The sequence below is a fragment of the Halobellus captivus genome (genome assembly GCF_007655485.1).
GTDB lineage: Archaea > Halobacteriota > Halobacteria > Halobacteriales > Haloferacaceae > Haloquadratum > Haloquadratum captivum.
On record NZ_VJXQ01000002.1, the window covers coordinates 89,731 to 112,298 of the forward strand.

At 63.1% G+C, this 22,568-nt stretch carries 27 protein-coding genes and 2 tRNA genes; 13 read left to right on the plus strand and 16 right to left on the minus strand.

Annotated elements, in window-relative coordinates; genetic code table 11:
• Nucleotides 1–81: 81 nt before the first annotated feature.
• On the plus strand, nt 82–420 hold the full coding sequence (trxA, locus tag FJT57_RS05735) for a thioredoxin (protein WP_144902795.1): 339 nt from the start codon (nt 82–84) through the stop codon (nt 418–420).
• A gap of 105 nt (nt 421–525) precedes the next feature.
• On the opposite strand, the gene FJT57_RS05740 is transcribed toward trxA, so the two are convergent.
• The gene (locus FJT57_RS05740) at nt 526–714 is read right to left on the minus strand and encodes a hypothetical protein (protein ID WP_144902798.1); all 189 of its coding nucleotides are present in this window, start codon (nt 712–714) and stop codon (nt 526–528) included.
• 204 nt (nt 715–918) lie between these two features.
• On the opposite strand from FJT57_RS05740, the gene FJT57_RS05745 reads away from it, so the two are divergent.
• The gene (locus tag FJT57_RS05745; RefSeq protein ID WP_144902801.1) at nt 919–1,644 is read left to right on the plus strand and encodes a ribosome assembly factor SBDS; all 726 of its coding nucleotides are present in this window, start codon (nt 919–921) and stop codon (nt 1,642–1,644) included.
• 30 nt (nt 1,645–1,674) lie between these two features.
• Here FJT57_RS05745 and FJT57_RS05750 read toward each other — a convergent pair whose 3' ends face one another.
• A complete protein-coding gene (locus FJT57_RS05750) occupies nt 1,675–2,007 on the minus strand; it encodes an FUN14 domain-containing protein (RefSeq protein ID WP_144902804.1) in 333 nt (110 codons plus the stop codon).
• A gap of 134 nt (nt 2,008–2,141) precedes the next feature.
• Here FJT57_RS05750 and FJT57_RS05755 point away from each other — a divergent pair, with 134 nt between their 5' ends.
• Nucleotides 2,142–2,627: an Lrp/AsnC family transcriptional regulator gene (locus FJT57_RS05755; RefSeq protein ID WP_144902807.1), complete on the plus strand. Its 486-nt coding sequence runs from the start codon at nt 2,142–2,144 to the stop codon at nt 2,625–2,627.
• A 319-nt stretch (nt 2,628–2,946) separates the two neighbouring features.
• Here FJT57_RS05755 and FJT57_RS05760 read toward each other — a convergent pair.
• Nucleotides 2,947–3,020, minus strand: a tRNA-Lys gene (locus tag FJT57_RS05760).
• A gap of 208 nt (nt 3,021–3,228) precedes the next feature.
• Here FJT57_RS05760 and FJT57_RS05765 point away from each other — a divergent pair.
• Complete coding sequence (locus FJT57_RS05765) at nt 3,229–4,680, plus strand: DHH family phosphoesterase (RefSeq protein ID WP_144902810.1); 1,452 nt, start codon at nt 3,229–3,231, stop codon at nt 4,678–4,680.
• A 264-nt stretch (nt 4,681–4,944) separates the two neighbouring features.
• Nucleotides 4,945–5,673 carry a cupredoxin domain-containing protein gene (locus tag FJT57_RS05770; RefSeq protein ID WP_144902813.1) on the plus strand — a complete coding sequence of 243 codons (729 nt, stop codon included), beginning with the start codon at nt 4,945–4,947 and terminating at the stop codon, nt 5,671–5,673.
• Nucleotides 5,674–5,813: 140 nt separating this feature from the next.
• On the opposite strand, the gene FJT57_RS05775 is transcribed toward FJT57_RS05770, so the two are convergent.
• A tRNA-Leu gene (locus FJT57_RS05775) sits at nt 5,814–5,896 on the minus strand.
• Nucleotides 5,897–5,979: 83 nt separating this feature from the next.
• Here FJT57_RS05775 and FJT57_RS05780 point away from each other — a divergent pair.
• Nucleotides 5,980–6,288 carry a transcription initiation factor IIB family protein gene (locus tag FJT57_RS05780; RefSeq protein WP_144902815.1) on the plus strand — a complete coding sequence of 103 codons (309 nt, stop codon included), beginning with the start codon at nt 5,980–5,982 and terminating at the stop codon, nt 6,286–6,288.
• A gap of 29 nt (nt 6,289–6,317) precedes the next feature.
• Here FJT57_RS05780 and FJT57_RS05785 read toward each other — a convergent pair whose 3' ends face one another.
• From FJT57_RS05785 to FJT57_RS05825, 9 genes are all read right to left on the minus strand, one after another.
• Nucleotides 6,318–6,839, minus strand: coding sequence for a phosphopantetheine adenylyltransferase (locus FJT57_RS05785; RefSeq protein ID WP_144902818.1), 522 nt, complete (start codon nt 6,837–6,839; stop codon nt 6,318–6,320).
• Nucleotides 6,840–6,950: 111 nt separating this feature from the next.
• Nucleotides 6,951–8,039 (minus strand): tyrosine-type recombinase/integrase, encoded by a 1,089-nt coding sequence (locus tag FJT57_RS05790; RefSeq protein WP_144902821.1) that lies wholly within the window; start codon nt 8,037–8,039, stop codon nt 6,951–6,953.
• Nucleotides 8,036–8,479 carry a DUF5805 domain-containing protein gene (locus FJT57_RS05795; RefSeq protein ID WP_144902824.1) on the minus strand — a complete coding sequence of 148 codons (444 nt, stop codon included), beginning with the start codon at nt 8,477–8,479 and terminating at the stop codon, nt 8,036–8,038. Before FJT57_RS05795 ends, FJT57_RS05790 begins: the two co-directional genes overlap by 4 nt.
• Before the next feature lie 383 nt (nt 8,480–8,862).
• On the minus strand, nt 8,863–9,576 hold the full coding sequence (locus tag FJT57_RS05800) for a DICT sensory domain-containing protein (RefSeq protein WP_238993926.1): 714 nt from the start codon (nt 9,574–9,576) through the stop codon (nt 8,863–8,865).
• The gene (locus FJT57_RS05805; RefSeq protein ID WP_144902827.1) at nt 9,573–9,959 is read right to left on the minus strand and encodes a DUF7344 domain-containing protein; all 387 of its coding nucleotides are present in this window, start codon (nt 9,957–9,959) and stop codon (nt 9,573–9,575) included. The genes FJT57_RS05800 and FJT57_RS05805 overlap by 4 nt, the downstream gene beginning before the upstream one ends.
• A gap of 186 nt (nt 9,960–10,145) precedes the next feature.
• Nucleotides 10,146–11,627 (minus strand): MATE family efflux transporter, encoded by a 1,482-nt coding sequence (locus FJT57_RS05810; RefSeq protein ID WP_144902830.1) that lies wholly within the window; start codon nt 11,625–11,627, stop codon nt 10,146–10,148.
• Entirely contained in the window at nt 11,624–12,232 is a 609-nt protein-coding gene (locus tag FJT57_RS05815; RefSeq protein WP_238993927.1) for a TetR/AcrR family transcriptional regulator, read from the minus strand. The genes FJT57_RS05810 and FJT57_RS05815 overlap by 4 nt, the downstream gene beginning before the upstream one ends.
• A gap of 87 nt (nt 12,233–12,319) precedes the next feature.
• A complete protein-coding gene (locus FJT57_RS05820; RefSeq protein ID WP_144902833.1) occupies nt 12,320–13,423 on the minus strand; it encodes a putative sulfate/molybdate transporter in 1,104 nt (367 codons plus the stop codon).
• A gap of 171 nt (nt 13,424–13,594) precedes the next feature.
• A complete protein-coding gene (locus FJT57_RS05825) occupies nt 13,595–14,281 on the minus strand; it encodes a TOBE domain-containing protein (RefSeq protein WP_144902836.1) in 687 nt (228 codons plus the stop codon).
• A gap of 64 nt (nt 14,282–14,345) precedes the next feature.
• On the opposite strand from FJT57_RS05825, the gene FJT57_RS05830 reads away from it, so the two are divergent.
• The 5 genes from FJT57_RS05830 to FJT57_RS05850 all read left to right on the plus strand — a co-directional run bounded on the left by FJT57_RS05830 (nt 14,346) and on the right by FJT57_RS05850 (nt 18,490).
• Nucleotides 14,346–15,329, plus strand: coding sequence for a substrate-binding domain-containing protein (locus tag FJT57_RS05830; RefSeq protein WP_238993928.1), 984 nt, complete (start codon nt 14,346–14,348; stop codon nt 15,327–15,329).
• Between the two features lie 2 nt (nt 15,330–15,331).
• Nucleotides 15,332–16,051: an ABC transporter permease gene (locus FJT57_RS05835; RefSeq protein WP_203229115.1), complete on the plus strand. Its 720-nt coding sequence runs from the start codon at nt 15,332–15,334 to the stop codon at nt 16,049–16,051.
• Nucleotides 16,048–16,812: an amino acid ABC transporter ATP-binding protein gene (locus FJT57_RS05840; protein ID WP_144902839.1), complete on the plus strand. Its 765-nt coding sequence runs from the start codon at nt 16,048–16,050 to the stop codon at nt 16,810–16,812. The genes FJT57_RS05835 and FJT57_RS05840 overlap by 4 nt, the downstream gene beginning before the upstream one ends.
• A gap of 134 nt (nt 16,813–16,946) precedes the next feature.
• Nucleotides 16,947–17,732, plus strand: coding sequence for a ribonuclease H-like domain-containing protein (locus FJT57_RS05845; protein WP_144902842.1), 786 nt, complete (start codon nt 16,947–16,949; stop codon nt 17,730–17,732).
• A 74-nt stretch (nt 17,733–17,806) separates the two neighbouring features.
• Nucleotides 17,807–18,490, plus strand: coding sequence for a dolichyl-phosphate hexose transferase (locus FJT57_RS05850; protein WP_144902845.1), 684 nt, complete (start codon nt 17,807–17,809; stop codon nt 18,488–18,490).
• A 121-nt stretch (nt 18,491–18,611) separates the two neighbouring features.
• Here the strand turns inward: FJT57_RS05850 and FJT57_RS05855 are convergent, their stop codons facing one another.
• Nucleotides 18,612–18,809 carry a DUF5800 family protein gene (locus FJT57_RS05855; RefSeq protein WP_144902848.1) on the minus strand — a complete coding sequence of 66 codons (198 nt, stop codon included), beginning with the start codon at nt 18,807–18,809 and terminating at the stop codon, nt 18,612–18,614.
• Nucleotides 18,810–18,901: 92 nt separating this feature from the next.
• On the opposite strand from FJT57_RS05855, the gene FJT57_RS05860 reads away from it, so the two are divergent.
• Both FJT57_RS05860 and FJT57_RS05865 read left to right on the plus strand, forming a co-directional pair.
• Complete coding sequence (locus tag FJT57_RS05860; protein ID WP_394348806.1) at nt 18,902–19,777, plus strand: acyltransferase; 876 nt, start codon at nt 18,902–18,904, stop codon at nt 19,775–19,777.
• Nucleotides 19,778–19,839: 62 nt separating this feature from the next.
• Nucleotides 19,840–20,775, plus strand: coding sequence for a DUF4349 domain-containing protein (locus tag FJT57_RS05865; RefSeq protein WP_144902854.1), 936 nt, complete (start codon nt 19,840–19,842; stop codon nt 20,773–20,775).
• Nucleotides 20,776–20,824: 49 nt separating this feature from the next.
• Here the strand turns inward: FJT57_RS05865 and FJT57_RS05870 are convergent, their stop codons facing one another.
• Both FJT57_RS05870 and FJT57_RS05875 read right to left on the minus strand, forming a co-directional pair.
• Nucleotides 20,825–21,619 carry a nucleotide exchange factor GrpE gene (locus FJT57_RS05870; RefSeq protein WP_144902857.1) on the minus strand — a complete coding sequence of 265 codons (795 nt, stop codon included), beginning with the start codon at nt 21,617–21,619 and terminating at the stop codon, nt 20,825–20,827.
• Between the two features lie 100 nt (nt 21,620–21,719).
• The gene (locus tag FJT57_RS05875; protein WP_144902860.1) at nt 21,720–22,457 is read right to left on the minus strand and encodes a proteasome assembly chaperone family protein; all 738 of its coding nucleotides are present in this window, start codon (nt 22,455–22,457) and stop codon (nt 21,720–21,722) included.
• Between the last annotated feature and the right edge of the window lie 111 nt (nt 22,458–22,568).

The following is a 22,568-nucleotide window of genomic DNA, read 5'->3' on the forward strand; positions in this document are numbered from 1 at the left end:
GGAAGCGCCGGTCTGAACGCTCGTGCGAGCACCGCCCCCACCCTCGAAATAGGTAAGGGGCTGCCGCTAGTACGTCCCGGTATGAGCACGCCCGAAGCGACTGGCGCGCCGATCCACGTCGAGAGCGCAGAACACCTCGCAGAACTCGTTGCCGAGCACGACGTCGTCCTCGTCGACTACTACGCCGACTGGTGCGGCCCGTGTAAGATGCTCGAACCCACGGTCGAGGAGATCGCGGGCGAGACCGACGCGGCCGTATTGAAAGTCGACATCGACGAGTTACAGGACGTCGCGCGCGACGCGGGCGTCCGATCGGTCCCGACGCTGCAGTTCTACAAGAACGGCGAGGAGGCCGAACGCGTCATCGGGGTGCAGGACAAGAGCGATCTGCTCGGCATCATCGAAGAGCTTTCTGGCTGAGATTCGAGGGCGGTTCCATTCGAGACCGGTTCCACGGGACAGTGTTCACCCGTCTATTAGCGGTGAGTTCGATCGCGGACAGCCTACGACCCGAGACGCACAGCGTTACGCTTTTGTTTCGTTCGAGAGCGTCGCGAACTCGACGTGATGTCCGGTTGCGGAGCGGTGTTCGTCGACCTGTTTCTCCGCTTCCGCCGCACCGCTGGAGAGCGATTCCCTCAGACAGTCGTGACAAACAACGTGATAGAGATGCTTCGCAGTCAACTCGGCGTCAGGTTCGACAGCACGGACCATACGATTCACACATCGTACTACCGTTTAATTAATCGGCGATTAACGACTCGGTCGAGGACTGAAACGGCCATTGACCACGATTGAACGGATCCGGTCCGGGCGTGTTCGAGTTCGGTTCGAACCGGATTCGCCGAGACGTGCAGCGATCGAACGGCCGGGCCGAATCGGGGAGAGCTTTTTACCACGGAGGAAGAATGACGCAGTATGATCTCACTCGACGAGGCCGTCACAGCACGACTCGAATCTCACGGCGAGCGATTCGAGGTGCTCGTCGACCCCGACGCCGCGCTTGCGATCAAGCGCGGCGAGTTCGAGGGCGACCTGGAGGACGTCATCGCGGCACAGGACGTCTTCGAGGACGCATCGCGCGGTGACAGACCCACCGAAACGGATCTGGAGACGGTGTTCGGTACGACGGACCCCCTCGAAATCATCCCCGAGGTCGTCCGCCGCGGGGAGATCCAGATCACCGCCGAGCAGCGCCGCGAGATGCAGGAGCAGAAGCGCCGGAACCTGATCAACCGCATCGCGCGGAACGCGGTCAATCCGCAGATGGACAACGCGCCGCATCCCCCCGAGCGGATCGAGCGGGCGCTCGAAGAAGCCGGATTCCGCGTCGATCCAATGGAACCCGCCGAATCGCAGGTCGACGACGCGCTCGAGGCGCTGCGCCCGGTGATCCCGATCCGTTTCGACGAGGTGACCGTCGCGGTACAGATCCCCGCCAACTACGCCGGAAAAACGCAGGCGCAAGTCCGCGAGTACGGCGACCTCGAACGCGAGGAGTGGCAGCCGGACGGCTCGTGGGTCGGCGTCGTTACCTTCCCGGCCGGGATGCAGAACGACTTCTACGACCTCGTCAACGAGATGACCTCCGGGGAGGCCGAAACGCGGATCGTCAAGGACAAAGACGAACTCAGTACGCGGTAGCCCGACGACAGCGAACCGTCGCGACCGAAACTATCCCTTCTTGAAGCCGACGAGGAAGCCGCCGGTGAATCCCGCCGAAACCGACAGCGTCGAGAGAATCGTCGAGACCCAATCGGGCGGCGTGCCGTTCGCCGCGCCCTGGGTCGTCTTCACGAGTCCAGCAGTGAGTCGCTCCCAGTCGACGGTGAGGATGCCGCGGGATTCGAGGAACTTGAAGAGCGCCAGTTCGAGACCGACGATGATGGCGATGATTTTCGCGACTTTCTTCGCCGCGAAGCCGATGATGCCGCCGATGACCGCGCCGCTGCCGAACTCCAAGCCGAGTTGCGTCGGGTCCAGCGACAGTTGTAACGGATCGAACATAGGCGATGTCTCCCCTAGCGGTATAAGTCATTTGTGGGGACGGTGCGTCCCTCGGGCCAAAATTAGTCCGTCTTGACGACTGATCGATGCGGAACTTACAACCGACCTGACGAGAAACGGTACCCATCGTACGTATGGACGAACGCGACATTCGCCTCCTGAAGGCCATCTCCGACCTCGGCACCGGCAGCCCCGAGCGACTGCACGAGGAGACCGACATTCCGGTCTCGACGATCCACTACCGCCTGAACAACCTCCGCGAAGCCGGAGTCATCGAGAACGACCTCTACGACATCGACTTAGAGAAGGTCGGTCTCGGCGTGACGGTCATCGTCGAGTTGCTCACTGATTATCACGGCTCTCATCACGATTTCGAGGAGAAGGTTCTCGCCGTCGAAGGCGTCTCACAGGCGTACTTCACGATGGGCGAGACCGACTTCGTCGTCATCGCTCACCTCCCCGATCAAGAGATGGTCGAGCGGCTCATCACGGACCTCGAAACGATCGAGGAGGTGCGCCGGACGAACTCGACCTTCGTCGTCTCGACGCTCAGACACAGCCACCGTGCCCTCCAGAACTACGGGTTGGAGACGCTGTTGGAGGAATTAAGTGAGGGGTGACTGAGCCGACTTCCTTTCGACCGGAGACGTCGGTCTCGTCCGCGCTTTGGGTCGATTGTGATTCCGGTAGCGTATGCGGAAGAGAATACTTTTGAGACTACGGATAATCTGACGGGGGTATTACCCACTGAACGCCGATAGCCACGATCCACAGGTCGTCAACACGATGATCGGTCTGTTCGACGGGATCATAGAGCTCCGAGAGCACGACGCCGGAGAGTTCGAGTTTCGTGTCCGCGGGTTTGTACGGAAATCGACACCGTGGCAGAGGCTCTAAGCACCTATTGATGGACACACTCCTCATCAGTCCTCGAAGAAACGGGCCGGACGCGATTTGAACGCGCGACCGTCTGATTAAGAGTCAGACGCTCTGCCGGACTGAGCTACCGGCCCTTCGCACTCGACCGTTTCGGTGGCGCGATTAAAGATGTTTCCTTTCGGGAGGGCGACGGAGACTCGCTGTCACGGGGGTCGGTGACGCACGTACGGATACCGAATCGAACCACTCGCCGATCGAGACGTGCCTGCGACAGGATAAACCCAACAATATCCCGAACAAACGGGTGCTGTTAAGTGTCGTCCGGTCCGAGTTGTGCGCAGAATGAGTGCCGGGGCAACAATCTCTTCGATGTCCACCTACGCTATCCTCGGGTGCGGGAGCGTCGGCTACGCGGTGGCCGAAGACCTCGTCGAGGAGGGGAAAGACGTCCTCATCCTCGACAAAGACGAGAGTCGCGTCGAATCACTTCGCGATCAGGATCTGAACGCCCAACAGACGGATATCGCCGATCCGGACGTCGCGGAGGCAGTTTCGGACAGAGACGTCGTGTTGATTCTCGCCTCGGACGTCGAGGCCAACAAGGCGGCCGTCTCGGCGATCCGCGAGACGGGGAGCGATCAGTTCATCGTCGTCCGGGCCTCCGACCCCGTCTCCGAGGACGAACTCCAAGAACTGGGCGCGGACGTCGTGATCAACCCCTCGGAAGTCATCGCCGATTCCGCGCTTCGGTCGCTCGAATCCGGCGAGCTCGAATACAAGGCGCGACAGCTTGCGGAGGTTCTCGAAGGTGCTTCCGACGGGCTCGCGGTACTCACGCACGACAATCCCGATCCGGACTCGATCGCCTCGGCGGCCGCGCTGCAGGCGATTGCCAGAGACCACGGCATCGACGCGGTCATCAACTACGACGGCGAGATCGGTCACCAGGAGAACCGGGCGTTCGTCAACCTGCTCGGGATCGAACTCGTCCCGCTCTCGGAGGGCAAGCCGCTCTCGGAGTACGGTGCGGTGGCGCTGGTCGACCACATGAAATCCGGCGACCCCGACATCGACGCCGAGATCGACATCTTCATCGACCACTACGAACCCGACGAGGGCATCGACGCGGCGTTCACGGACGTCCGTCCCAACGTCTCCTCGACGTCGACGATCCTCACGAAGTACCTCCAGGAGTTCAACATCTCCCCGAGCGAGGCGGTCGCGACCGCGCTCCTGTACGGAATCCGCTCGGAGACGCTGGATTTCAAGCGGGAGACGACCCCCGCGGATCTCACCGCGGCGGCTTATCTCTACCCGTTCGCGAACCACGACACCTTAGAGCAAGTCGAGTCGCCCTCGATGTCGCCGGAGACGCTGGACGTGCTCGCGGAGGCCATCCAGAACCGCGAGGTCCAGGGTAGCCACCTCGTCTCGAACGCGGGGTTCATCCGCGACCGCGACGCGCTCGGGCAGGCCGCTCAACACCTTCTCAAACTGGAGGGCATCACGACGACCGCCGTCTTCGGGATCGCCGACGACCGGATCTTCCTCTCGGCGCGCTCGAAGGACATTCGGATGAACATCGGCAAGATCCTCGAAGACGCCTTCGACGGGATCGGCGAAACCGGCGGCCATTCGACGCAGGGGGACGTCGAGATCCCGCTGGGGATCTTCACCGGCATCGAAACGAGCGACGACAACCGCGATACGCTGTTGCAACTCACCGAGGAGGCGGTTCGGCGAAAGCTGTTCCAAGCGATGGGCGTCGAGAGCGAGAGCGGTAACGGGAACTGAACGACTTTCCCTCCGGGCGATCGATAGCGTTAGGGTCCGATCCCAGGTATGACGCCGCTCGGGGCTATCGAGACGGTGGTGAATTCCCGACTGCGATACGGTCGGGTTATCCTACCCTGATTGAATCTGTTGGGTAATCACCCACCCTGATTGGCGGTCTCAATAGTTGCGTTGAACGTATTCCTTACCGAATACCGCACTGAGACCTGAGCGAACAATTGGGCCATAACAAAGCCGCGAGCGGTTGTGGAGTGCTACTGGCCTATGAACAGACGAAGCGTCCTCAAAACAGTTGGTGGAGCGTCTCTTCTCCCGACTTCGGGCGGGGTTGTCTCCGCACGGGGAACGAACAACACGAATACGGGAGCGAGCCGCGAGAGACAGAGGCGGCGTGAGTGTCCGCGCCCAAACTGCATTCACCCGGTTCTCGGCTACACGGGACTCTCTGCTGACGAATCGGTTCCCGCCCCGATTCGACCGGATCACGAGGTAGCCCTCGTCACTCGGCCCCCAGGCGAAGACGACGACCGACCGATTCCGGAGTTCTTTTTCGAACCGACTGGTCTCCACGTCAGCGCGGGCGACGTGGTTCGGTTCAACCTCATGACGCCGGATCATACCGTGACCGCATATCACCCCGGACTCGGTCGACAGCGACGCGTTCCAGAGGGCGTGCCCCCGTTCTCGTCGCCGGTCCTCGCGGGAGGCGCGTTCTGGCTGTATCGGTTCGATACGCCCGGGGTCTATGATCTGCTCTGTGCGCCGCACGAGATCTTCGGAATGGTTGGGCGAGTCGTCGTGGGCAATGCGGAATCGGACTTCGGAGATGCAGGGCCTCAACTGCGACCACCCGAACTCACGGCAGCGCTCGTCTTTGATGATCCGGCACTCAGACCGGACAACATCGTGAGCGAAACGACGGTGGGATGGGCAGAATTAGCTCCTGAGAGCAAACAGCTACTGATCGAATTGACCGAAGGAGATAGCGAGTAGCCCAGAACGCCGTTCGTGCGCTGCAATTCGCGGGGCTCGAACCCTTTGTAACGGCCGTCGCCCCCGCTGTCGCTCGGACACTGACGGGTCGCTTCGCTCTCCGTTCGTTTGTCGAAATCTTACTACGTTCGACCCCGCGATGCGCGGGACAGGATTCGAACCTGCGGAGGTCTATACCACAGCGTCCTAAGCGCTGCGCCGTTGACCGCTTGGCTACCCGCGCGCAACACTTCCTTCTGCGAACTCACAAATCAACCTGTCGCTCCTCGCGGAGGGTTCTTATGCGATGCCGTCTCACTCAGAGATATGTACAGCGCACGGGACCGCGTCGACAACGACGAGTGGTTGACGCGGATCGAACGCGCCGCCGACCGACTCGGACTCGGATCGGAAGCCCGATCGGTCGCCGCCGACCTGTTTCTCTCGGAGATCCCGGACGAGGAGCGCTCGAAACGCGCTGTCGCCGCAGCCAGCCTCTACGCTGGCGCGCTCATCGCAGGCGAGGAACGGCCGCAGTCTCGCGTCGCCGACGCGATGGACGTGAGTCGACTCAGCGTCCAACAACACTGGAAACCGATTCTCGAATCCGCGGGATTTCGACCGCCCTCGTGGTAACTCTCGGCGAAAGGAGTAGGTTTCGCCCGTTAGGCACCCGGTGGCTCGGACTCGCCCTCACTCGGTCGGTCGGGACCGCGCCCCTCCCGTTCCGGGGTGAGGTTCCCGTGTTCGTCGATCTCGCCCTGTACGATTCGCGTCGAGGAGATCCGATCGCCGTCCTCGGCGGTGACGTGGCCGACGACCTCGATTTCGAGGGGATCGTACCCCCGCTCGCCACGGATCTCGTTGATCCGCTCGCCCCCGTCTCGCGTCTCCGGTGAGACGATCAGGACGTCGAACTTCTCTTCGGTGGCGATGCCGGTGGGTTCATCGAGCTTCCGAACCGCGAACTCACGTCCGTGTGCTTCGGCGATCGGCTCCAATTCGGCCAGGAGATCCCGCTTTCTGTCCTCGAACGACCGAACGTACCGGTCGACGTGCCGGGTCTTCGGTGCGAGCTCGTCGCTGGTCAATCCGACGGTCACATCGCCCAACTCGAAGGCCCGTTCGAAGAGCGCGCGGTGTCCGTCGTGAACCGGGTCGAACGTCCCGCCCAGCGCGACGTGCATACGCGAGCGAGGTCCTCGCGGGACTTAAACGGGGCGGGTTGGAGATCGGACGGCGGTAGAGGAACATTTAATATAGCAATATATGATTTATATGGCCGCTCTGAAACGATCTCAGTACAACGAGTAAATGTGAGACTCATAGGTTTCGCGTACCCGATCCCCCCAGTTGTGCGTGTACGTGTCGATGATGTCGCCGCCGACGTCCCCGCGGAGGTACTTGACGATACCACGATCGCCGGTTCGGTCCCGGAGATGCGTCGTGAAGAAGTGCCGGAAGTAGTGAGGAGTGACGTTCTCTTCGGCACCACCTCCAGGGCGGTACCAACCCGCTTGGATCGCGTGACCCTCGACGAGGTGATGAACCATATCGGGCGTGAGCCGAGAGCCCCAACTCCCCGAGGTACTCAGAAAGAGAGGTTCAGCCGATGAACGGGATTCCGGACGGATCGCGAGCCAACGGCGCAGAACGGTCGCGAGTTCGTCGTCGACCGGGACGATCGTCGACCGCTTTCGTTTGTTCGATGCAGACCGAATTTCGCCAGCGAACGCTTCCCCGGCAGTCGGTTCAGCAGCGACGTACAGCGACGGACCGCGACCGTCGAGTTGGGCCCGCGCCGAGACGTCGGCGGTCGATACAGCGGTGATGGCCGGATCGCGGCTCTCGCTCGCGGTCGATGAGAGAACCACGTCACGCAGGTCGAGATTACAGAGTTCGCCGACTCGCATTCCGGTTTTCAGAAGCGTGACGATCACCGCGTGATCGAGCGGATGAGAGACCGCTTCGACGAACGATCGCATCGCTGGAAGGGAGACATCGCGACGCGACGGGTTTGTATCGATTCGTTCGTCCATCTCTTCGACGACGAGTGCCATCGGATTGGAGTCGAACGCGCCGATCTGTGCCAGATACGCGTAAAATCGATGCAGGTACGACGCGTACGTCGCGACGGTGCTGTCCGCGACGTCCGAGCGGCGGAGCGAGTGAACCCACGCCATACAGTCGCGATGGGTTGCTGCTTCGGGAGTGATTCGCGTCCCACGGGGATTCCTGGACGGATCCTCGAGAAAGTCCTCGAAGCGGCGAAGTACCCGCTCGTACGCCTCACGAGTTCGTTCGGACTTCCCGTGGTAGGTCATATCTTCGAGGAAGTACGCGATCGGATCGGCGAAGTCGTCATCGCCAGTCGTCCCCGTGCTCATGGTCCAGTAGTGTCGTCCGCGGACAACGTGTATCCGTCGTGACGGCCGCTGTATCGAATTTCGTCTGCGGACTGCATTTCTTGAAGCGTGTCGTCGAGTCGATCTTCGATGTCGTCTGTCAACGCTGCGAGAAGGTCATCCCACGAGCAGTACGTCGACGAAGAAAGCACGTCGAGTACTTGATTTTGAAGGCCGCTCTTCCGGGCTTGAACCCCAGGGGTTCCGTCCGTAAGTCCGCCCTCCGGAGACGCCCCATTTTCGTGTTCCGACCCCGGCGCGGATGGAATCTCGAATTCGCGCCGCCCGGCTTGGACCATCGTCCGGACGTACTCGCTCTGACTCATTCCCAACTCCTCGGCGTGAGCACGCCACCGTTCCTTTTGATAGCCAGGAACGTACGTCATCACCGTCTTTCGTTCGGTGGATTCCTCAGCGGACATACAGAGGAGTGATATCTCTTCACACTTAGTGTTATTGTAGATCTACGAATAAGGTAGTTTAGCTGTATATCTATTAGCGCTATTTGGCTGGATGATTCTGCTTAGCTGTATATGTGATATTAAAATTTCAACGAATGATATCACTTACACAGTTAACTATTTTTACCCGATCTGTATATTCGAGTCCGTGGGTTAATTCTGTTGTTCTGAATACAGGTAAATAACGGAGGCATTTAGGTTCAACAACCCAGCTGTCTGTGATCTCAATACGAGCCAATTGCGGGGTGCACTCACATAGGTTCGAACTCCACTCGGGGGCGAACCTACTTCCGTGGAACAGCGTTGTGCAGTTCTCGGACAAATCGTTCGGTGTATGCGGGGATTCACGGCGGTTTCGTGAGTCCGGATTCCAACTCCTGTACGACCGCCGGTTCGTCCGTCCAAAAGCCAACGTAGGCGTCGGTTGAACACTCACGAGCGAGAAGGCCACAGGCGTGTTTTCGGCTCTTCCCTCCATCGAACGCGAGAGCCCAGTACTGCTCCAGTGGATCCGTCGTGAACCCGTGATACGTCACCTGCGGGATTTCCGGTGCGTCCCAGTCTGCGAGTCCATAAATATGAATTTCGAGGTCCGTCTCTGTCGCGAGGTGCCGGTAGACATCCGTCTGAGATTCGAACGTCGAGAGCTTCTGAAAGCTCGCGTGAAGTACTCCCGTCCCAACACGATACGCCCGTTCCTCAATCTCACGGCTCACTGCGAGGAGTTCCCGACGAGTCATCGCTGTGAATACCGTATCCGAGAGAATCTCGAAGATGATCCGATACCCCTCCGAAAGGTCTTGAGGTCTCTCTGGACGTACGATCGGTGGTTCGAGCAGGTATTCGAGGTCGTCTAATCCGATCGCACCGGCGAACGACTCCCCGCGCTCGACGACGAGAAAACTCGTTGGACTCCCCGTCGGAAGAGGTCGGTATTCGATATCGACGTTGTGATTAGCGAACCACTCTTCGTATGAACCCGCCGAATCCGGACTATACACGACGAACCGCCGTTTCTTGTGCTGAACGTCGGAAAGGAGCGTTTTCAGATCGGTCACGACTCCGCTGATTGGCCTTCACTGACGCTCTTCGAGACCAGTGCAGAGAGCAACGGATCGAGCGGTTCTATGTGGACATCTCCCGACTGGCGGTCGTACGTTACTACTTCTGCCTCATCGAGCCGTGGCAGGTGACTGTGCGACAGCTCGATGAGAATTCGATCGCGATTCGTCTCGGTAGCCATCGTACCGGTCTCGTCCGCATCCCACCCCGCGAGTACGGTCGCGAGCGTTTCGATTGTCGCTTGTTCCTCCTCTAGGAGGAAGTACACGATCCGTCTTCGCGTTTCGGAAGCGAGCGCGTGGTACAGTCGGTCATCGGACAACTGTATCGTGTCCTCACCCCGTGCGGACGGCTCTGATCCGTTCCGACTGTAGACCATATTACATAAACGGAATCGCCGATTGTTAATAAATATTCCTACCAATTGCGCCCGGTTACTGTACTGTACTGCGGAGAACCGGCAGCAGGAAGAGCTGTACCCTCATTTTGGTGATTTCAAACTCCGTTCGCATAGGAGAAGAGCTGATCGTCTGATCCGGCACACATATATGTTATATCGCTATATCTAGTCCTCCCCTCGCGAGGCGACCGCTCGGCGCTCTCGGGTAACGATGCCCTCAGTCCACGTCCCGCGGAGGAAGTACGCACCCGAGAGGATCACCATCACCACGTTCGCCAGGGCGATACCGTACCAGACGCCCGTCGCTCCCAAATCAGCCCACGCGAGCAGTCCGTATGCGGGAGGAATGCGGAGCACGATGAGCCCGATGACGCCGAAGATCATCGCGAGTCGAGTGCTTCCACTTCCGCGGTACGCCCCCTGAATCACGTGGAACATCCCGAGGAACGCGTACGTGGCTCCGACGATGCGGAGGTACTCGGCACCGATCTCGATCACGACGTCGGCGTCCGAACCGGTGATAAAGACGCCGATGATCGACGCGGCGTTGAGGTAGATGGCCGCCGAGAGCGTAGTCAACACCAATGCAGTGATTGCGACGCTCGCGAAGACCGCGCGCCGCGCTCGATCGGGTTGTTTGGCGCCGAGGTTCTGTCCCACCACCGTTTCCGTCCCGCGCGCGAGTCCGAGTGCCGGGAGCACGACCAGCGACGTCACGCGGGTTCCGATCCCGTACGCGGCGACGGCTTCCGCGCCCGCAAGCGCGACGAGTGCCGTTAGAATGGTGATTCCAAGCGACTGGGTACTCATTTCGATGCTCGCCGGGGCACCGATACGGAAGATCTGCTCGATAGTCTTCCGCGTCGGAATGAAATCCCCGAGCGCGAGGTGGATGCCGACGCGTCCCGAAAGGAGGAGGCCGAACGCGATACCCGCGCCCACGCCGCGAGAGGCGATCGTCGCGATCGCCGCACCTTGTACCCCGAACCCGTCGAATCCGGTCGCCGCGTACAACGTCGCCTCCAGCGCGGAGAGGCCCATTAGCTCGAACAGGAGGTTGTCCTGGAACCCCAGGATGAGGAACGGATCGAGGACGACGTTCAAGACGACGCCGAGAAACATCAGATACAGCGGCGTCTTCGTGTCGCCCCATCCCTGTAGCAGCGACTGAAAGATGAAGAACCCGAAGACGAACGGGATGCCGAGAAACATCGTTCGGGTGTAGGTCACCGACAGCTCGTAGACCGTCGTTCCGGGCGTCGCGCCGACTGCGGCGAGGAGCCACGGTGCGAACAGATAGCCGACAATCGAGAAAACGATCGAGAGCCCGATCACGAAGGCGATCGTCTGTCCGGCGACGGCGCTGATCCGATCGAGATTCCCCGCACCCTTGTTCTGCGCGACGAGCACCGTCCCAGCCACGGTGAACCCGGCCGCGAGCGTGATGATGAGGAACACGATGGCCCAGGAGAAGGAGATCGCACTCACCGCGGCTCCGCCGAGGCGTCCGACCCAGAACGTGTCCGCCAGATTGTAGGCCACCTGCAGGAGATTCGTGAGGACGATCGGCACCGAGAGCACGAAGAGGGGCTTCAACAGCGGACCGTCGGTGAGGTTGACGGCCCGGCTCCGCGGACCGCCGCTCATCGATTCTCCACGAAGAGCGCTTCGACGTACGTGTCAACCTGCGCACGCAACGGCTCGACGTCGATCTCGTCGCTCGTGACGCGTCGGGTCATCGTCCCGACGATCGTCGACAGCAGGAACGACGCCACGGCCGCCTCGTCGACGGCGGCGAAGGTCCCCGCGTCGACGCCGTCGGCGACGATGGACGCGAGCCGATCGCGAAAGAACCTGTCGTGGCGGGTGAAGTGATCGCGGTAGCGATCATCGTGAGTCGCCTGCGCGCGCAACTCGACCATCGCCGCGATGAATTCGCGGCGGTCAGTCCTCAGGGACGTCGCGAGCGCGTGGTCGAGAACGGCGCGAAGTCGCTCCGCTGGCGAGTCGGGGTCGTCCGCCGAGATGGTCTCCTCGAAGCGTTCGAGGACGAACTCCAGCAGATCGAGCAGCAACTCGTCCTTGCTCTCGTAGTGGTGGTAGATCAGCGATTTGCTCTTCGGGAACGCCTCGCCGATTCGCTGAATCGTGAGGTCCACGTAGCCGTGTTCACAGAGCGCGAGGTACGTCGCGCGCATAATCTCTTCGCGGGTGTCGGTCGGTGATTCGAGAAAGGAGATCGCGGTAGACACTGTTGACTGAATAGTTAGTCAACTCGTAAAGCCGTTCCGTTCAACGGTGCGTGTGACGCGCGGTCCCGCGCGCCGACGTGGCACGCACTACGACGTAGCGTATCTGCTCCCGTACGCTCGAAGGCGCTGCAGGGCCAGACCGACCACAAACGCCACGCCCACGTTCGTCGCGACACCCACCACGCCGATCAGCACCGTAACCGGGATATCGTCGGTTTCGAGGGCTGCGCGGCCGAGTTCGACGGCGATCACGACGAGGACGACGCCGAGCATCGCGAGCGGGAACGCCGCGACGACGCCGACCGCCAGCACCGCCGCCAGCGCGTAGAGGCAACCGAGGATGAGGTTCGCCCCGGCGGTTCTCGCACCGAAGGCGTACTTCCCCGCCACCCCACCGCTGCCGTGGCACATCGGCATCGCTCCCAGGGGGACCGCGAACAGGTTCATCGCTCCCATACTGGTCGCGAGCTCGTCGGCGGAGACGTCCGAATCGTAGTAATCGGAGAGAAGCAGCGACGTCGCGACCGCCGCGTTGCCGATCGTCATCGCGAGTTGCGCCGCGGTCGCGCCGAGCGATGCCGACGACAGCGCGGACGCGGCCGGGATCGCAACCTCGACCGGGGGAACCTGCGGCGTCGGGAGTCCAGTCCGTGTCAGACCGACGGCAACGCCCACCGCGAGCACCGCGAGCGAACTCGACTGCGTGCGTCCGAGCGCGACGGCGACGCCCACGATGGCGACGGCGACGAGCGCGTAGGCGGCGCCATCGAGGCTCAACTGGACGCCGGTCTCCAACAGCACTAATCCGACCGCCAGTTGGACGCCGCGAATGACCGGCTGACCGATGTACGCTTCGAGTCGGGCGAGCGTGCCGGTCTTTCCGACTCCGAGGAGTACGACGCCTGCGAGCAGCCCGGAAACGGCGAGTTCTCCCGCCGTCAGCCCACCGGCGATGACCAGCGCTGCGAGCGCCTTCATCGGCTCGACCGAGATCGGAAGCGCGTAGTAGAACCCCCAGACGACCTGGAACGCGGCGAACCCCAGTAGGATGTGCGCCAACCCGAGATCGGTGAGTGCGGCGACGGCGACGACGATCGGCAGGACCGTAACCGAATCCCCTAACGCGCCGGTGAGCTCTCCCCGGGATAGTTCGATGGATCTGCGTCGTTCGCGGCCAGAGAGAATCCACATTGGTTCGGTACAGTTCCGCATAACACATAACGGCTGGGAATTCCGACGCGAGCGGCGTTGATACGCCTCTCCTGGTTATGTTGGTGAATCAGCGTAACCTGAAACGGTTATGTCTCGGTCGTCACGGCAGCAATTTCGGCGAAGCCCCGGCAGCGCCGAACGCGCGGTGGGTTATACCGCGACACCGCGCGTCGCCGTCGCCTTGAAGGAGACGACCACGTCGCTCCCGGCTTCGAGACCGAGCGTCTGTCGGCTGTCCTCGGTCACGAGCGCGAGGACGGGCTGTCCGATTCCGACGTCGACGGCGACGCGGACGATCCGTTCTCCGGCTTCCACGCCGACGACCGTCCCGACGAAGCGGTTGCGCGCGCTCGTGTGTTCCGGGACCGGCGTGTCCTCCGGATCCGTGAGCGTCACCGCGTCCGCTCGGAGCGACAGTTGGACGCGTCCGTCGCCCTCGGGCACGAGGGCTCGAATCGGGCCGGCTTCCGTCTCGACGGTCACGAGTTCGCCGTCCCGTTCGACGATCCGTCCGGTGAGTACGGTCTCGGCGATTTCCGCGACGCCCGCGAACGATGCGCGGGTGCGCTCGAACGCGGCAAGTAACTCTCTGGCCGTCTCGGTCAGCGTGCTGCCGCCGCCGCCGGACCCCCCGCGCTGGCGCTCGACGAGCGGTCCGAACGCCTCTTCGAGTTCGACAACGCGGCGCTGGGCGTGCGCGTACGACCGCCCAAGCGACTCCGCGGCGGTATTGAGCGATCCCTCCCCGTCGATCGCGCGCAACAGCGCGCCGTCTCGGGCCTCGAACGTCACGCCGTCGCTGCTGATGTACGCGTCGAACGCGGGGCGGACGTCCATACCTACGCCTACGGCGTCGCGAGCAAAAACATTATGTCTCCGCTGATAAAACGCGGATATGTCTATGTCGAAACAACGGATACAGTCGAGCGAACGGAACGCGTCCAAACTCAGCGGTGGGACGACGCGGCGGGCGTTCCTCGGGGGCACCGCCACGACGGCTATCGCGGCCCTCGCCGGTTGTTCGGCGATTTCGGGCGGTGGCGAGAACGAGGAACAAGCCGGGGTCAGCGGCGAGACGCTCACGCTCACGACGACGACGAGTACCTACGACACGGGGCTCTTAGACGAGATCCACTCCGACTTCGAGGAGATGTACGGCGTGACGGTCGATGCCGTCGCGCAGGGGACGGGAGCGGCCCTCGAATCCGCACGTAACGGGGACGCAGACGTCGTGATGGTTCACGCTCGCGGCCTCGAAGACGAGTTTATGAGCAACGGCTACGGGGTCAACCGTCGCGATCTGATGTTCAACGACTTCGTGATCGTCGGGCCCGAGGACGACCCGGCGGGGATTCAGGGACTTGATTCGGCGACGGAGGCGCTCACGACCATCGCAGAGGCAGAAGCGCCGTTCATCTCCCGCGGTGACAACTCCGGCACCCACACGAAGGAACTCAACCTGTGGGAGGCCGCGGGAACGGAGCCCGGCGGAGACTGGTACCAAGAGATCGGTGCCGGGATGGGCGAGGCGCTGAACAACGCGAACCAGCAGGGAGCCTACACGCTCTCGGACAGAGGGACCTACATCTCACAGCGTTCGGAGATCGATCTGACGATCCTCGTCCAGGGTCCGATCGAGGGCGGGCCGGAGATCCTCTCGAACCCCTACGGCATAATGGCTGTCAACCCCGGTGTCCACGAGAACGCTAACTACGATCTCGCGATGGCGTACATCGGATGGATCACCAGTCCGGGTGCCCAAGATGCCATCTCGAACTACCAGATGAACGGCGAGCAGCTGTTCTTCCCCGAGGCTGTCTCCGAGAACCCGAACTTCCAGCAGTACGTCCCGGAGGGATGGAGTAGCGACTCCTCCGACGAGTAACCGTGTCACCCGACGCAGTCGTCCACCTGCTGCCCGCGCTCGTCGAGCTTCCGTTCCGGGAGGGGTACGTCCGGAGTATCATCTACGTCTCGCTGTACGTGAGCGGGACCGCGGTGGTACTGAGCACGCTGTTCAGTATCCCCGTCGCGATCGTGATGGGATTCGCTGACTTCCCGGGCAAGCAGTTGGTGAAGTCGATCATCAACACCGGAATGGGCTTTCCGAGCGTCGTGGTCGGCCTGCTCGTGCTCTTCGTCGTCTCCAACCAGGGGCCGTTGGGACCGCTGGACCTCATCTTCACGACGGAGGCGATGATTATGTCCCAGTTCGTACTCGCGACGCCACCGATCACCGCGATAAGTCTCGCGGCCATCACCGGCGTGAACGAGAACGTCCGTGACGCCGCGCGGGCGCTCGGCGGCACGCGGCTCGACGTCGCCTTGGTCGTCATCAAGGAGGCTCGCTACGGGATCGCGACGGCGGTCCTCGCGGGGTTCGGCCGCGCGATCAGCGAGGTCGGTTCCGTCCTCATCGTCGGCGGAAACATCACGAGCGCGAGCGGGATCTCGAAGACGCGGACCCTGACGACCGCGATCCAACTGGAGGCCAGACAGGGGCAGTACAACACCGCGATGCTCCTCGGTGCCGTCCTACTGGTACTCGTGCTTTCGATCAACGCCGTCGTCGTACGGTTCGGTGACGAGGGGTCGATGAACCGATGATCCGACTCTCGAACGTCACGCACTCGTACGGCCAGGAGACCACCTTCGAGGAACTATCCCTGTCGATCGAACGTGGGGAGGTCGTCGCGATCATCGGCCCATCCGGCGTCGGCAAGACGACGCTGCTCCGTGTTCTGGCGCTGTTCACGCGACCGGTCGACGGAACCGTCGAACTGGATGGAGAGTCGGTGTGGGACGTCGACGAAGAGGAGCGCCTCGCGCTCCGACGCCGCATCGGGATGGTCTTTCAGGACGCGAGCCTGTTCGACGCCACGGTGACCCGGAACGTCGAGTACGGACTCCGAGTGCGGCAGTCGTGGAGCGCGCGGGTCGAGGACGCGCTGCACTCGCTCGTCGGATCGAACGGGACTCGGGACGCGGTCGAGCGATCGCTCGACGTGGTGGGGCTGCGCGATAAGACCGATCAGTCCGCGCGGTCGCTCTCCGGCGGCGAAGCCCAGCGAGTCTCCTTCGCGCGGGCGCTCGCGTACGACCCGGCGTATCTCCTGCTCGACGAACCCACGTCGGATCTGGACCCGCGGAACACGAGCGTCATCGAGGACGCGATGCTCGAGGCCGGCGACCGCGATATCGGCGTCGTCGTCGCGACCCACGACATGCACCAGGCCGAGCGCATCGCCGACAGGGTCGCGGTGCTGCTTGGCGACGGCCTCACCGAGGTCGGACCGGCCGAGACGGTGTTCGAGAACCCCACCGACGAGCGCACGCGGAAGTTCGTCTCCGGGGAACTCGTCTACTGACCGGCCTCGACGGGCCCAATCAAATCGGCCGCGTCGTTGGTGAGGCTGTTCACGCCCGCGTCGTTGGCGAGGCTGTTCACCGACGGGCGACGGGCCTCGAAGGGTTTACGCCCTCGCCGACCGCTCACTCGGATATGCGAATCGAGAACAGCTTCGTTCCCGCGGAGGGGATCGGCGAGGGACGCGAGCGCTCGCTGTGGGAGTCGGGGATCCTCACGTGGGAGGAGTTCGACCCCGCACGCGCGCCGCTGGGACCGAAGACGGGCGAGCGAGTCGAATCCTTCGTCGCGGAGGCGCTCGAACGACTCGACGACGGCGACGCGCGGTACTTCGGCGAACGGTTTCCCTCCGGCGAGGTCTGGCGGTTCTACGAGAACTTCCGGGACGAGGCGGTCTTCTTCGACATCGAGACGACCGGACTCGACTCGCGTCGCGAGGACGTCACGACGGTCTCGTTCACGCGCGGCGGCGACACGTCGACGCTGATTCGCGGCGAGAACCTCACAGCGGAGGCGCTCCGCGAGGCGTTCCGGGACGCGCCCCTCGTCGTCTCGTTCAACGGCAAGCAGTTCGACGTCCCGTTCCTCGAGGACAACTTCTCGGTCTCGATCGACTCGCCGCACCTGGATCTGATGTTCCCCTGTCGCCGCATCGACCTGACGGGCGGACTGAAATCGATCGAGAAGGAGGTCGGTATCGACCGCGACCGACCTGACCTCTCCGGGCGCGACGCGGTCCGGCTCTGGTACCGCTACGCCCGTGACGGCGACGACGACGCCCTCGACACGCTCGTCTCCTACAACCGCGACGACACCGAGAATCTTCGGAACCTCGCGGACGTGGTCACCAGACGGCTGCACGACGACTCGCTGGGCGCGGTCTGCGGCGAACCGGCCGGGATCCCCGATCCGACCGGATAGCGTTCCTGTCACCTGCACAAGAGTATTTTTGGCGAACCTAAAAACACAAGTACCCCCGGAAGCAACGCCGGGTAATGACAGAGTACACCTTCGACGACCTCGCGGTCGTGATGGGGACCTACAACGAGGAGGCTGCGATCGAGACGGTACTGACGGACATCGAAGACGTGACCGACGGGCGCGCGGAAGTCGTCTGCGTCGACAGCTCCGACGATCGGACGCCCGAGATCGCGCGCGAGCACGGTGCGACGGTGATCGAGCAGCCGCCGATGGGCTACGGCTACGCCGTTCGAGAGGCCGTTCTCGCGCCGGAGCGTCCGGTGGTCGTCACGACCGACTGCGACGACACGTATCCGATGGAGAAGCTGCCGCAGTTTCTGGACCTGATCAACGAGGGCTACGACGTCGTCTCCGGCGACCGCCTCTACTACGGCGCTGAGGCGATGCCGGGGCTGAACCGGCTCGGAAACGCCGCGTTCGCACTACTGGCTTCGGCGCTGATGGGCGAGCGCGTCCACGACACGACAACCGGAATGCGCGCGTACCGGCGCGACCTCCTCCACGAGATCGAGTGGACGGAGAACACCGGCCTCTCCGCGGAGCTGCTGATCCGGCCGCTGATGCGCGGTTACGAGATCCGCGAGGAGCCGATCCCCTACCGCGAACGCGCCGGAGAGACGAAGTTAGATCCACTCGGGGGCGGAGCGGCTATCGCGAAGTCGATCGTGAAGGTGTGTCTCGAAGAGCGATTCGACTGAGCGCCTCGGTTGGCTAATTCGATTGAGTCATTCCACCAAGCTGGATTGAGAGAATACAGTAAGCGGTTCGACTGGACGGGCGTTCTCTCGGAATTCGCCCGCGGAACGCCCGCCGTACCGATTACCGGAGAATGTCGGCGATCTGTCTCGGTTCGCCGCTCAGCGACGGATTCTTCTCGACGATCTTCAGCACCTCGTGGTCGGTCACGTCCGGGTAGGCCTTCTCGGTCGCTTCCTCGATGAGCGATTTTTCGAGCCGGAACTCGGTCCCGTCGTAGACGACGTCGACGCCGTTTTCGTCGAACGAAAGCGCGGTCATAGGTCGTCGTAGTCGGCCACAGAGTAAAAGGGCATCAATCCGGGACGGCGGCCCGTACCGCCGTCCGACGAACGTCTGACGCGTCGTTTATTATGCCGCACGTGTTGCTCCGGAGTGTGGCATTCGGTCAGGACCGACTCGACGCCCTGGAGATACCCGACGGAACGACCGTCGAGGAGCACGACCTCGTGACCGACGGCGACATCGTCGTCGGCGGACAGAGCACGGTCGAGTTCGGCGTTCGCGGTCGGAACGTCCTCGCCGGTGAGCGCGTCACCTTCGGCGGCGACATCGAAGCCGAGGGCGACTGTCGCTTGGACGTCTGGTGCGACGTCGCCGGGAACGTCCTCGTCGGCGACGACGCCTACCTCGGAGAGCGCGTACACATCGGCGGGCGGCTGATGGTTTCCGGAGACCTGGACATCGGCGACGACGTCGACATCGAGGAGGGTTTCGAGGCCAACGGCTGGATCGTCATTCGCAACCCGGTGCCGACGCTCGTCTTCTACTTCGTCGTCCTCTCGCAGCTGCTCCACCTCGGCGAGAACGAGAGCGCCGAGGAACTGGCGGGCGCGCTCTCCGGCGAGGGCGAGACCGACCCCCTCGTGATCCCGCGCGGATCGACGGTCTCCGACGACGCGTGGCGCGCCTCGACGCCCGCGACGATCGGCGACGAGTGCCGACTCCACGGCAACGTCCGCGCGGAGACGATCGCGGTCGGCCGCGACAACAACATCTTCGGCAGCCTCCGCGCCCGCGGCGACGTCGAAGTCGGAGCGGGGACCCGCGTCCACGGCGACGTGACCACCCGCGACGGGACGGTCACGATCGCCGACGGCGCGCAGATCCTCGGCGACGTCTCCTGTTCGGATCTCGAACTCCACGACGCCGCGGACGTCGACGGGACGATCCGCGCCTCGGGCGATATGCGGCTCGTCCGCTCGAACGCGTCCAGAGACGTCGAGTAACTCAAAGGTCCGTTTGTGCTACCGGCGCGTCTTTCCGTGGGTCCGTCGTACACCGATCATCGATGGTATCGAGACGCACACTCGCGACGGTCGCCCTCGTCGCCCTCGTCGCGCTCGCGGGATGCGGCGCGACCGGCAGCGGCGGCGACGGTGGCAGCGCTGGCGAATACGAGGCCGCGACGGATCTCGAATCGGGCGACCGCCCGCAAGCGACCGGAGCACCGGCCGAAGAATCGGCGACGGACGGGGGCTCCGGCGGAGGCGGTGACGCGTCGGGCGACGCCGTCAACACGGACAACCGCGCGATCATCAGGACCGGCAGCGTCCACGTCGAGGTCGACGACTACGAGTCCTCGCAGTCGGAGCTGACGTCGCTCGTCGAGGGATACGGCGGCTACGTCAGCGACAGTCGGCAGGACCGCAGACAGATCGACAACGAGACCTGGGTCCGCGGAGAGTTGGTGCTCCGCGTCCCGAGCGAGAACTTCGACGCGCTCGTCAACGACACGCGCGGGTTGGGCGAGGTGCAGTCCGTCGAAGTCAACTCTCGCGACGTCACCGACCAACTGGTCGACATCGAGGCCCGGTTGGACAACCTCCGCGCCGAACGCGACCGCCTCCGAGAACTCTACGATCAAGCGAACACCACTGAAGACGTCCTCGCCGTCCAGCGCGAGCTCTCGGACGTCCAAGGTGAGATCGAACGGCTGGAGGCCAGACAGCAGTCACTCGAAAACCAAGTCGCCTACTCGACGCTGACGGTCAGACTGGAGGAGCCGCGGCCGACGCCGAACCGCGTCGCGCCCGACCGCTGGTACGACACGCCGGTCATCTCCGCATTTATGGAGTCGGTCGACGGGGTCGTCGTCGTCGCACGCGCGGCCGTCGTCGCCTTCGCGTTCGCCCTGCCGTACTTCCTGGCGTTCGCGGTCCCCGTCCTCGTCGTGACAGGACTAGTATGGCGGTACGCGGCGCGTCGGCTCCGATCGGGAGAGTGAGTCGCTGACGGGGAAGAAACGCCACGGGAAAAAAGCCGAGAGCCCGCGGTTACTGTTCGCTCGGCTCGCCGTCTCCGCCGTTGCCCGTGCTCACGGTCACCTGGGCCTCGCGGAGCACCGAATCGGCCATCTCGTAGCCCGGTTGGAACACGTCGACGACCGTGCCCTCGGGCTGTCCGTCGTCGACGCGCATCAGCACCTCGTGGCGCGTCGGATCGACGGTCTCGCCCGCTTCGGGGTCGATAGGGGAGACGTTCTCGTCGTCGAGGATGCGGTCGAACTCCTCCAGCGTCGATTCGATCCCCGGGCGGATGTCGGCGTCACCGTCTTGATCCAGCGCGCGAACGAGGTTGTCGCGGACGCTGACGACGCGGCCGACGAAGTCCTCGGTCGCGCGCTCGCGGATCTCGTCCTGTCGCTTCTTCGCGCGCTGCTTGTAGTTCTTGAAGTCCGCCCGCGTGCGCTTCAACGCGGATTCGAGTTCCTCGATGCGCTCCGCGCGCGAATCGAGTTCGGCCTCCGCATCTTCGAGCCTCGATTCGACGGCGGCGACGTCCGCGGCGAGGTCGTCGTCGTACTCCGCAACCCGGTCTGCGACGTTCGGTACGTCGGCTTCGGTGGCTGCGTCGGAACCGGTTTCGGTACCTGCCTCCGCATCGGCGTCGGCATCGGCTCCCGAGTCGGCTTCGACATCGGCGTCGGCACCGGCGCGTTCGCCCTCCACGGTTCCGTTCGTCGCCGAGGTAGCGTCGCTCTCCTGCTCAGATTCGACGTCTTCGCCGTCCTCGACGTCCACGTCGGGAGATTCGGCGTTCGTGGCGTGCTCGGGGGACTCCTCGCTCATACTTCGTGGAAGCGGTTGACGAGCCTTAAGCATGTAGAAACGAGGCGGCGGGAGATCGAGTTCGAGACCGGAGGCAGTACCGCAACCGACCCGAGAGAGCCTACTGGTACATCCCGATCGGCCGCGCCTGCGTGCTCTCTTCGCCAGCCTCCTGCATCCGCTTTGCGAGGCGCTCTTTCGCCTGGCGAATCTGTTCGGCGTGTTCGACGAGGTCGTCGACGGGGACGTCGGTGCCGGTGAGCGGTTCGATGCCGTCTTTGATCAGGACGCGCGCGGCTTCGGGGTCGGGAAAACGCGGGTCGGACTCGACGACGAGGCCGACGGCTGTGCGGTCGGATTCGACGGCCGCGTTCAGGAGCACGCCGGTCGGTCCGGAGACGAGACCGGTCTCGTGGGGGGGTTCGATTCCCGCCTTGTCGACGAGTTTGATGCCCTTTCCGACGCCCAGACCGTACAGCATCGGGGGCGTGTCGTCCTTCTCTCGGGGGATCCCGGACAGGTATATCGGCGTCACCGAGCGTTCGTCGAACCACTCCGTGAGGCAGGTGGCCAGCTCTGTGGCGGCGTCCGGCCGAATGGGGACGTCGCTCTGCAACACCACGAGGTCGGTTTTCTTGTCCGCGTAGAGTCTGACCGGCGGCTGGAGTTCGGCGTCGCCCTCCTGGTAGACCGCGACTTTCGGAATCCCCGCGCAGTGGACGTTCGCGTAGTGGGCCATCTCGAACTCCTCGACGAGGTGGTCGGCGGCGATCTTCCCGACGAGGCCGACCCCCGGAAACCCCTCGACGAGAGTCGGATTCTGCAGACTGACGCAACGCTTGACGTCGATCCGTGCCATAGTCGAGCGTACGACGAGGACTGTGGTAAAAGTGCGGGCGGATCCCGAGCGCGAAAAGAGTGTATCGCGTCCGAGTCACTCCACGCTTCAGTCGGCGTGCGGAACCGACAC

Excerpts from the sequence above, each read along its gene's own strand:
- trxA (WP_144902795.1), top strand. The coding sequence starts at position 82 with ATGAGCACGCCCGAAGCGACTGGCGCGCCGATCCACGTCGAGAGCGCA.
- FJT57_RS05740 (WP_144902798.1), bottom strand. The coding sequence starts at position 714 with ATGGTCCGTGCTGTCGAACCTGACGCCGAGTTGACTGCGAAGCATCTC.
- FJT57_RS05745 (WP_144902801.1), top strand. The coding sequence starts at position 919 with ATGATCTCACTCGACGAGGCCGTCACAGCACGACTCGAATCTCACGGC.
- FJT57_RS05750 (WP_144902804.1), bottom strand. The coding sequence starts at position 2,007 with ATGTTCGATCCGTTACAACTGTCGCTGGACCCGACGCAACTCGGCTTG.
- FJT57_RS05755 (WP_144902807.1), top strand. The coding sequence starts at position 2,142 with ATGGACGAACGCGACATTCGCCTCCTGAAGGCCATCTCCGACCTCGGC.
- FJT57_RS05765 (WP_144902810.1), top strand. The coding sequence starts at position 3,229 with ATGAGTGCCGGGGCAACAATCTCTTCGATGTCCACCTACGCTATCCTC.
- FJT57_RS05770 (WP_144902813.1), top strand. The coding sequence starts at position 4,945 with ATGAACAGACGAAGCGTCCTCAAAACAGTTGGTGGAGCGTCTCTTCTC.
- FJT57_RS05780 (WP_144902815.1), top strand. The coding sequence starts at position 5,980 with ATGTACAGCGCACGGGACCGCGTCGACAACGACGAGTGGTTGACGCGG.
- FJT57_RS05785 (WP_144902818.1), bottom strand. The coding sequence starts at position 6,839 with ATGCACGTCGCGCTGGGCGGGACGTTCGACCCGGTTCACGACGGACAC.
- FJT57_RS05790 (WP_144902821.1), bottom strand. The coding sequence starts at position 8,039 with ATGAGCACGGGGACGACTGGCGATGACGACTTCGCCGATCCGATCGCG.
- FJT57_RS05795 (WP_144902824.1), bottom strand. The coding sequence starts at position 8,479 with ATGTCCGCTGAGGAATCCACCGAACGAAAGACGGTGATGACGTACGTT.
- FJT57_RS05805 (WP_144902827.1), bottom strand. The coding sequence starts at position 9,959 with ATGGTCTACAGTCGGAACGGATCAGAGCCGTCCGCACGGGGTGAGGAC.
- FJT57_RS05810 (WP_144902830.1), bottom strand. The coding sequence starts at position 11,627 with ATGAGCGGCGGTCCGCGGAGCCGGGCCGTCAACCTCACCGACGGTCCG.
- FJT57_RS05820 (WP_144902833.1), bottom strand. The coding sequence starts at position 13,423 with ATGTGGATTCTCTCTGGCCGCGAACGACGCAGATCCATCGAACTATCC.
- FJT57_RS05825 (WP_144902836.1), bottom strand. The coding sequence starts at position 14,281 with ATGGACGTCCGCCCCGCGTTCGACGCGTACATCAGCAGCGACGGCGTG.
- FJT57_RS05830 (WP_238993928.1), top strand. The coding sequence starts at position 14,346 with ATGTCGAAACAACGGATACAGTCGAGCGAACGGAACGCGTCCAAACTC.
- FJT57_RS05840 (WP_144902839.1), top strand. The coding sequence starts at position 16,048 with ATGATCCGACTCTCGAACGTCACGCACTCGTACGGCCAGGAGACCACC.
- FJT57_RS05845 (WP_144902842.1), top strand. The coding sequence starts at position 16,947 with ATGCGAATCGAGAACAGCTTCGTTCCCGCGGAGGGGATCGGCGAGGGA.
- FJT57_RS05850 (WP_144902845.1), top strand. The coding sequence starts at position 17,807 with ATGACAGAGTACACCTTCGACGACCTCGCGGTCGTGATGGGGACCTAC.
- FJT57_RS05855 (WP_144902848.1), bottom strand. The coding sequence starts at position 18,809 with ATGACCGCGCTTTCGTTCGACGAAAACGGCGTCGACGTCGTCTACGAC.
- FJT57_RS05860 (WP_394348806.1), top strand. The coding sequence starts at position 18,902 with ATGCCGCACGTGTTGCTCCGGAGTGTGGCATTCGGTCAGGACCGACTC.
- FJT57_RS05865 (WP_144902854.1), top strand. The coding sequence starts at position 19,840 with ATGGTATCGAGACGCACACTCGCGACGGTCGCCCTCGTCGCCCTCGTC.
- FJT57_RS05870 (WP_144902857.1), bottom strand. The coding sequence starts at position 21,619 with ATGAGCGAGGAGTCCCCCGAGCACGCCACGAACGCCGAATCTCCCGAC.
- FJT57_RS05875 (WP_144902860.1), bottom strand. The coding sequence starts at position 22,457 with ATGGCACGGATCGACGTCAAGCGTTGCGTCAGTCTGCAGAATCCGACT.